This is a genomic window from Neolewinella antarctica, assembly GCF_011927835.1.
GTDB classification, from domain to species: domain Bacteria; phylum Bacteroidota; class Bacteroidia; order Chitinophagales; family Saprospiraceae; genus Neolewinella; species Neolewinella antarctica.
This window is the reverse complement of the sequence record NZ_JAATJH010000011.1, coordinates 91,523-100,364: the sequence shown is the minus strand read 5'-3', so window position 1 is coordinate 100,364 and position 8,842 is coordinate 91,523. Positions and strand designations below refer to the sequence as shown.

Annotated in this window: 4 protein-coding genes; 3 read left to right on the top strand and 1 reads right to left on the bottom strand. The window is 56.9% G+C overall.

Annotated elements, in window-relative coordinates:
- Positions 1–468: 468 nt before the first annotated feature.
- On the top strand, positions 469–2,592 hold the full coding sequence (gene ligA, locus GGR27_RS19085; protein WP_168040385.1) for an NAD-dependent DNA ligase LigA: 2,124 nt from the start codon (positions 469–471) through the stop codon (positions 2,590–2,592).
- Positions 2,593–2,779: 187 nt separating this feature from the next.
- On the opposite strand, the gene GGR27_RS19080 is transcribed toward ligA, so the two are convergent.
- Positions 2,780–4,240, bottom strand: coding sequence for a BNR repeat-containing protein (locus tag GGR27_RS19080; protein WP_209038004.1), 1,461 nt, complete (start codon positions 4,238–4,240; stop codon positions 2,780–2,782).
- A 14-nt stretch (positions 4,241–4,254) separates the two neighbouring features.
- On the opposite strand from GGR27_RS19080, the gene GGR27_RS19075 reads away from it, so the two are divergent.
- Together GGR27_RS19075 and GGR27_RS19070 are read left to right on the top strand one after the other, a co-directional pair.
- Positions 4,255–4,407, top strand: coding sequence for a hypothetical protein (locus tag GGR27_RS19075; protein ID WP_168040383.1), 153 nt, complete (start codon positions 4,255–4,257; stop codon positions 4,405–4,407).
- Positions 4,408–4,640: 233 nt separating this feature from the next.
- The gene (locus GGR27_RS19070; protein ID WP_168040381.1) at positions 4,641–8,777 is read left to right on the top strand and encodes a DEAD/DEAH box helicase; all 4,137 of its coding nucleotides are present in this window, start codon (positions 4,641–4,643) and stop codon (positions 8,775–8,777) included.
- Positions 8,778–8,842 lie beyond the last annotated feature (65 nt).

Genomic DNA, 8,842 nt, shown 5'->3' with positions numbered 1-8,842 from the left:
TAGGGCAAGTCATATCGGGAATGTGTAGTTACTTCCAAGATACGGACTTGCCCGTTTTTCTTGATTACACTATGCTAAACCTCCCCGGACCATTGCTGAATAGGATCTAGTAAATTTATTTGTTAGCGACGCGTACCTTGGTCTTCAACGAGGAGTAATTCAGGATCCTTCGGTACAGCATATTTACAGGGTAGTCCTTCAGCATAAACTGTGTGGGGAAATCTAAATACACAGTAATTGGAACCACAATTCAGCCTTCTCACCAAGACGAGTCTATATCCCATATTTCTGATGGGGTCAACCACCCTTAGTAGCAGCGTGGCCAACTGAATATCGTCGATCTCGCTTCATCCGTCGTCTATCGAAAAGGTAGCTTACGGAGTTAGCTGTATTTGCCATAGCTCTTCCCGGGTAACCCCCGCACCCGCGACCGCGCCCTATCTTGCGCGCCCCAAATAGCGCACCCCAATGCAAGCCACCCCCCAACAACAAGCCGCCTTCTACCAACAATCCAAAGATTACCTGGCCGGAGAAGCCCCGGGGGAAGCGGCCGAACAAGCCAGCGAACTGGGTGCCCTGCTCCGCTACCACGAATGGCGCTACTACGTGCAGGACGACCCCGTGCTGAGCGACAAAGAATACGACGAACTCTTCAAATTACTTGAAGGGATCGAGGAAGAAAATCCCGACCTGATCACCCCGGACAGCCCCACCCAGCGCGTCGGCTCCGACCTGACGGGCGACTTCCAAAGCGTGCCCCATCTTGTCCCGATGCTCAGCCTCGGGAACAGCTACAACGCCGAGGATTTGGCCGAATTCGACAAGCAAGTCAAGCGCATGCTCAACATGGAGGAGGATGAAGAGCTGGCCTACGCGGTCGAGCCGAAATACGACGGTGGCACGATCGTGCTCGTCTACGAAAACGATCAGCTCGTCCGCGCCGCCACCCGGGGTAACGGGGTACTCGGCGAGGAGATGACGCACAACGCCCGCGTCATTCGCTCAATTCCGCTAACGGCGAACTTTAGTAAATATGGCCTGCACAAAGTGGAGATTCGCGGCGAAGTCATCATCCGCAAAGACCGTTTTTTGGAGATGAACAAGCAGCGCGCAGCGGCCGGCCAAACGCTCTACGCCAACCCCCGCAACACGGCCACTGGCGGCATGCGCATGAAATCCCCCACCGAGGTCGCCGACAAAAATCTGGAAGCCTTCATTTATAGCTTCGGCTACGGCGTGGACGCGGACGGCAACGACGCCGTGGAGGCCCTCGGCACCCACACCCGGGCGATGGACGTGCTGACGGAACTCGGTTTCAAAGTCCCCGCCACCGATTACGAGCGCATCAGCGTAGGCAACATTGGCGCGGCCGCGGGATTCTGTGTGAAGTGGGAGGAGCAAAGGGAAGAGTACCCCTACGAAATTGACGGCATGGTCGTGAAAGTAGACGACCTCGTGCTGCAGGAACGCGCCGGCTACACCAGCCACCACCCCCGCTGGGCGATTGCCTATAAATTCGCCGCGCGCCAAGCGACGACCATCCTGGAAGGGGTGGATTACCAGATCGGTAAGATCGGTACGATCACCCCGGTGGCCAAGACCGTCCCCGTCTCCCTGGCCGGCGTGATGATCTCCAGCGTGAGCCTGCACAACGAAGATTTTATCCGGGACAAAGATCTTCGCATTGGTGATAAAGTCCTGCTCGAACGGGCTGGCGACGTAATTCCCTACATCGTCAAACCCCTTGCGGATTTACGCGACGGCACCGAACGACCGATCGAATTCCTGACCGAATGTCCTTTTTGCGGCACCGGCCTCGTCCGCGCGGAAGGCGCAGCGGCCGTCCGTTGCCCAAACTACGAATGCACCGGCCGGACGCTCCAGCGCATCATTTTTCACGTCTCGAAAGCCTCCATGGACATCGACGGGATGGGCAAACGCTACGTCGATATTTTCAACGAGCAGGGCTGGTTGAACGGCATTGCGGATGTGTACCGGCTGCCCTACGACGAGATTGCCGCGCTGGAAGGTTTTGGGAAACGCTCGGCGGCGAACCTCGAAAAAGCGGTCGATAAGGCGAAGCAAAGCCCTTTGTGGCGCGTGCTTTACTCCCTTTCTATTCACCATTTCGGTAAGAAAGCCAGTCAATTGGTCGCCCAGAACATCGACAGCGCCCTCGACCTGGAGCACTGGACGGAAGAACAGTTCACCAACATCAAAGATATCGGCCCCACGGTGGCGCAGAACGTGACCGAGTGGTACGCCGACCCAAGTAACGTCGCGCTCCTCCGCGAGCTAGCGGACCTCGGCGTCAACATCTACCAGACGGAGGCGGATAAGCCCCAAGCGGCCGTTACGGAAGGTCCCTTCATCGACAAAGCGATGTTGTTTACCGGTTCTATGCAACAGCTTTCGCGCAAGGAGGCGCAGAATAAAGCCAAGGCTGCCGGCGCGCGTATTGTCTCCGCTGTTTCTGGAAAACTGGACATTCTGGTAGTGGGGGAGAAGCCGGGCTCCAAGCTGAAGAAAGCGGAGGCGTTGGGGACGGTGAAGATTATGACGGAGCAGGAATTCTTGGATACTTTAGGATAAGATGGCTCCGATCCTGAAAGACCTTGAAAAAGTAGCGCAGCCCACATTCGTAGCGAATCAAAACGACGACATGAATTACACCCGGCCCCGGAACGGTTCGGTGCCCGAGGCGCGCCACCCGTGTATTGGAGCTTGCTGAAGGAAGCCGTTTCATAGCGGGAACCGTATTCTGTTCAGGCGGTCTAGCCTACCGCGGTTGCCAGTCCAGCACGGAGACCATCGTCGGCTTGTGAGCCACTGTCCCCTCTGCGTCGCCCTGTTCCACGAATTGCAGGTACAGGCTTAATATACCGTCCCGTTTCCAACGTTCGGTATCGTAACTGGGCTCCCAGAACCCGACGGACTGCGCGTAGAGGTATTCCGTTTTCCACTCCATCTTATCCACGTCTTCGCAGATGGCTACCGAAACCCCGTTTTGCCGCTCTTCGTCGCGGTAGATCAGGTACAGCCGCTCTTTTCCATCGTTGGTGGCGGCTAGAATTTGCGGCCGGGAAAGGGGGATGCGCTTGGAACCGCTACCGCTGAGGGAGAAATTCGTCGTTCGGTTCGTAACCTGGCTCACGCGCCACGACCCGCCCCGGTGGTAAACGGCGTGGTACTGGGGTACGTCCGAATCCCCCCGCCGCCAGTAGTTAGCGATGTACGGGTTGCCCGCCTCGTCCGCGCACATGGACGTCGTGTTGATCAGCTCACTGTTCATTGGGATTATGGCCGCGTATTCCGACTGCTCCGCGGTGATCGGAAGTTGGTACATTTCTCCCGTCGACTTTTGCCACGTTACGCCGCCATCCAGTGATTTGGCGTAGGCGATGTCGTGGTTCGTGGCCACGTCGCTCGACGCCCGCCAGACCCACGACAGGTGGAGGCCGCCCAGCTTATCGGCGCACATCTGCCAGTAAGCGTTGCGGGCACCTTCGCCGTCGATGATCGGTGCGTGCAGTAAAACCCATTCCCGCTTGCCGGTATCGTATTTTTTCATGATGAGGTCGCCCGCCCCCGAGCTTCCGTCCCGGTACAGAAAAATGAGGTTGCCATTGGCAAGTCGGTGGAATTCCGGATAGGTTACTTTATTTTCCAAGTCACCGGTCATGGCCATCTTTTCCGTCAGGTCGAGCGAGCCCGGAGCGACACTCCGGGAGTAACGAAGCTGGTGCCCGTGGTGGTCCCAGGAGACGTGGAGGTAGCCGTCGCCGTCGAGCATGATGCTGATGGTGTTGTGGGCGTCCCGGGTATTACCGGAATAGGGTGTTTCCTTGATTTCCCAGTCGGCCGAGCCGAGTCTACGCTTGGCCAGCATTAGCTTACCGGCGGCGTTGTAATAGGCAACATACTGGTGCGTTTCATCCGAAACGACGGAATTCCTTCGGAACACCACCGCGTTGACTGAATTTTCGGCCCACCCCTTGGCAATTGGAAATACTACGGGTTGATTGCCTTCGACTTCAGATTTCGTCACGGCGCAGGAGGTAAGTAAAACAGCCACCGCGCAACCTGCCGCCATCAGCAAGTAACGTGATCGGAAGAATAAAGCCGCTGTAAGAAGATGGATGGCGGGCCGGTGGGTTATCGACATGACGGTGGGGAGGTTGGGGTCTGGGGTAAAGATACCAATCATCGCTTGCTGTTTTTGGTGAGAGGTGACGGTCATCGGGCCGTTATCTTATGACGGGGTGTGACCTGTCTAACCCCGATGGTGCCGCGCTCCTCCGCGAGCTGGAAAACCTCGGCGGCAACGTCCGCCAAACGGAAGAAGACAGACCCCAGGCTGCCGTCACGATCGTGACCGAACAGAAATTTCTGGACGAATTAGGCTAAGCGCAAGACGCTGAAAGGGTCAACTAGCTATCCCGGGGTACGAACGCGGCGTAACCCGCTTCGTGCCCCGGGTTTTCGTTATCCTCATTTTCGTCTCCCTCATTTTTATTCCCCACCCCAACCCCTAGCAGTCAACCCCTTACACCCTAAGCAATTTCCCAACCCCAAAAAACCAACCCGTAGGGCAACCAAACCTTCCCGCCAGACCTTTAAACGGGGTTAACCCCAACTGAATGAACGGCAATTTTCGAGAAACCTGGACCGCCCTGAGCACCACCGAACGCGACATAATCGTCGTCCTGAGCATGGTTTACGAGGAGCGATCCGTCCTGGACCTATCCCGTCTACTCAACAAGATCGGCCTGAACCCGCCCCCGGGCGAGCCGCGCTTTACGCACGCCGTGACGGAGGTGATGGTCCATAAGTTATCCGAGATGGGGCTGGTCCTCAACCACGACGATCGTTCCTGGCGCATCTCGCCCGAGATCAGCGAAACGGTGATGCGCCGCGCCAGCCGCCGACCGGACTTCAGCCACCTGCTGAACGAGATCCGCCGGGAACTGCCCTACAAAACGTACTGGCAGCCCAGCAGCGCCCGCGCCCTCATGCGGGAGATTCGGATCAACTTTTACCTCCAGAACGAAAGCCAATTCGACCGTCTGCAGAAAGACACGGAGACGTTCTATCCGGACCGCGCCCTCGCCGGCTTTTTCATCGATCCGCTGTTCGATAATTTCAACGCCCGCTGGGTCGAAACCCTCCCCGCCGCCTGGCGCGTGATCAGCGTCGACCGGGCCTTCCGCGCAGCGCTGGATAACTTGGAACCCCTCGCGCCCCTCATTGAATTTTTGGAGCAGTACGACGGAATTAGGGACGCGGACGCGGGAGCCATGCGGGAATTGCTAGCGGAAGCATTCGTCCTCCAGGGCTCCTGGTCGAGACTACAACTCTGGGCCGACCTCGAAACGGACGACTGGCGCCAAGCGGCCAATAACCTAATTTACCGCGTACTACGCGACGATGATGAAGGTGCCGAAGAGTTAATTGGTACCGTCAAAAAAGGCTACCGACGGGAAAACGCCGATAAGTTTCCGGCACACCTGGCCGGTTACCTGTACCTGTTGTCCATGCTCCGCCACGGCGGGGTACAGAGTGCCGACGGATTTGGTCGGAAGCTGGATAAGATCGAGCCCGTTCACAATCTCCGTTTGGGAGGGACTTACTTAGTGTTTAAAGCGCTACACGCGTACTTGCGCAACGACGAAGCCGCCCAACTCATCGCCATCAACGGACTGGAAAGCGTCGAGCAAAATGCCTTCACGCTTACCTTTAAAGCGCTCTACGATCTCTGGACGACCAGCAACTCCGAGCCCGCCAGCACGGAAGAGTTAGCCCGCCTCGATGCCCTCCGGGACAAAGCCCACACCAACGGCTACCGCTGGATGGAAATGGAACTCACAAAAGTCCTCTCCCTCCGTCACGACAATCAGGATGCCCGCCAGGCCTTCGCCGAACGCGCCACCGCCCTCAGCGACGAACTGCGCATCTACTCCCTCGCCGACGCCATGCCCCGCATCGAGCCTTGGGAACGCGCGCTGGAAGTGCTGGCCACCATGACGATGGGCGGGTCCGCAAACGGGAAAAAAGCGAAGAAAACCTCCCGCTTCGTCTGGTTCGTCGACTTCGAAACGCAGGAACTGGAGCCCCGCGAGCAAACACTCGGTAAGAATGGTTCTTGGTCGAAGGGCCGGAAGGTGTCGCTCAAGCGCGTTAAATCCGGCGACGTGGAAGGGATGACTCCTCAGGACGTGAGCGTTACTCAAACAATTGAAGACGACGCCACAAAATACCAACCCGCGAATAGCTATACGATCCGGTACGAAGATGCGCTGTTGGCCCTCGTCGGTCACCCGCATTTATACCTGATTAAGAACTCTGCGGTCGGGGTGGACTTAGTTCGTCGTAACCCACAATTACTGATCGAGGAAGGTGATAACCGCCTGTTTGTCCGCTTCGCACAGGACTTCAAGGGGACGGGTGTACAGGTCGTCAAAGAAACACCGACGCGTTACCAAGTAATCGAGGTTACCGATAACCACGATGCCATTCACCGGCAGATTGGTGACGGGCTGGAAATACCTAAACGCGCGCGCCACCGCGTACAGGAAGTGAGCCGGAACCTGGGGAAGATGGTGGAAGTCCAAAGCACACTGAATGGCCTCATCGACGACGTCGACCAGACGAAAGCGGACCAGCGTACGTACGTGCATTTGCTGCCGATCGGGGATACCTTTAAGGTAGAATTTTTCGTCAAGCCACTAGCGGAAGAAGATCAGTACTTTAAACCCGGAAAGGGCCGCAACAAAGTTATTGGCGATAACGACGGTCACCGTCGCCTGGCGGAACGCAACCTGGCGAAAGAAATCGAACTGGCCGAAGAAGTGATCCTTGACTGCCCGACCCTACAAAAGATTGTCCACCGCGATTACGAATGGCAAGTAGATGAGGTGGAAGAGTGTTTGAGTATTCTCTTACAACTCCAACCCCTCCGAGCGCTCGGCCGTATTGTGCTCGAACACCCGCGGGGCGAAAGAATCAAACTCGTTGGTAGCGTTGACTTTGGTGACCTCAGCCTCGGTGTAAAAGAGAAAGCCGGTTGGTTTGATGTAGAAGGAGAACTCCGCGTCGACGATAACCAAGTCATTAATTTCCGGGAGCTCATGGAAAAGGTGGCGGAGAACGAGCAGAGCCAGTTTGTCCAACTCAGCGAGGGACAGTACGTGGCGCTTACCGAATCTCTGCGCCGCAAGCTCTCCGAAATGGAAGGCTTGATGAGCAAGGGAGAGAACGGAATGCAGCTGCACCCACTCGCCGCCGGTATTCTCGACGATGTAGCCGACCAGCTCGGCGAGTTTGAAGCTGACGTGGCTTGGCGGGAATCGATCCAACGTATTCAAACCGTAGGACAAAACATTGCCCGGGTACCCTCTACTTTCCGTGCGGAACTGCGGCCTTATCAGGTAGATGGTTTCCGCTGGCTGATGCGCCTGGCGAACTGGGGTGTCGGCGCCTGTTTGGCGGATGATATGGGCCTGGGTAAAACCATCCAGGGCCTCGCGTGCCTGCTGGCCCGCGCCGAAGACGGCCCCGCCCTCGTCATTGCACCCGCATCCGTGACCAGAAACTGGATGCGGGAGGCGGCTAAATTCGCGCCTACGCTCAACCCGATTCTCCTGGGCGGAACGGACCGTGCGACGATGATTGAATCCGTCGGTCCGTACGACGTACTCGTCGTCAGCTACGGTTTGCTGCCCTTCGAAGGAGAGAACCTAGCCGCAAAACGCTTTGGTACGATCATTTTGGACGAAGCCCAAGCGATTAAAAACCGGGGGACGAAACGGAGCCAAGTCGCCATGTCATTGCAGGGAGACCTTCGAATTGCTACCACCGGTACGCCGATCGAGAACCACTTAGGAGAACTTTGGAATCTGTTCCAGTTCCTCAATCCGGGCTTACTCGGAACGTTCCAACGCTTCAACGAGAAGTATACCATTCCAATCACGAAAAATAACGATAACGAGCGCCGGCAGCAACTCCGCCGCTTGATCCAACCCTTCATCCTGCGCCGGCGCAAAGAAGAAGTACTGGAAGAACTGCCCGCGAAGACGGAAGTCACGCTTACGGTCGAACTATCGTCCCAGGAACGTGCTTTTTACGAGGCGCTCCGCCAGAACGCGCTGGAACAAATCGACCAGAGCGATGGGCAGAACCGCCGCTTCCAGATCCTGGCTGAGTTGATGAAACTACGGCAGGCTGCGTGTAATCCGCGCATGGTAGACCCAACCGTTGATATCGATAGTTCGAAGCTCGAACTCATCATCGAAACCGTCCGGGAACTGCGCGAAGGTGGCCACAAAGCCCTCATTTTCTCCCAGTTCGTTCGTCACTTACGCATCGTCGAAACGGCGATGAAGGAGATGGACGTGCCTTACCAATATTTGGACGGGTCGACCCCGGGCAAAAAACGCGACGAGGCCGTGCAGGCTTTCCAGCGTGGCGAGGGCGACGTATTCCTCATCAGTCTGAAAGCTGGTGGAACGGGCCTCACCCTTACCGCCGCCGACTACGTCCTCCACCTCGACCCCTGGTGGAACCCCGCCGTGGAAGACCAGGCGAGCGACCGGGCGCACCGAATTGGGCAGCAACGGCCAGTTACGGTTTACCGCTTCGTCAGTGAGAACACGATCGAAGAAAAGATCGTGGAACTGCACCACCAGAAGCGAGATTTGGCGGATAGTTTACTGAGTGGTACGGAGCAGAGTGCTAGTTTGAGTGCGGAGGATTTGTTGAATATGATTAAGTTTGGGTAAAGGTTGAGGGCTTCTAGCCCGAATGCACGTGCGGTAGCGGTCTGTCGCAAAAGCTGCCGCACGAG

Coding starts and splice junctions, on each gene's coding strand:
- GGR27_RS19075 (WP_168040383.1), top strand. CDS start 4,255: ATGACGGGGTGTGACCTGTCTAACCCCGATGGTGCCGCGCTCCTCCGC.
- GGR27_RS19070 (WP_168040381.1), top strand. CDS start 4,641: ATGAACGGCAATTTTCGAGAAACCTGGACCGCCCTGAGCACCACCGAA.
- ligA (WP_168040385.1), top strand. CDS start 469: ATGCAAGCCACCCCCCAACAACAAGCCGCCTTCTACCAACAATCCAAA.
- GGR27_RS19080 (WP_209038004.1), bottom strand. CDS start 4,240: ATGACCGTCACCTCTCACCAAAAACAGCAAGCGATGATTGGTATCTTT.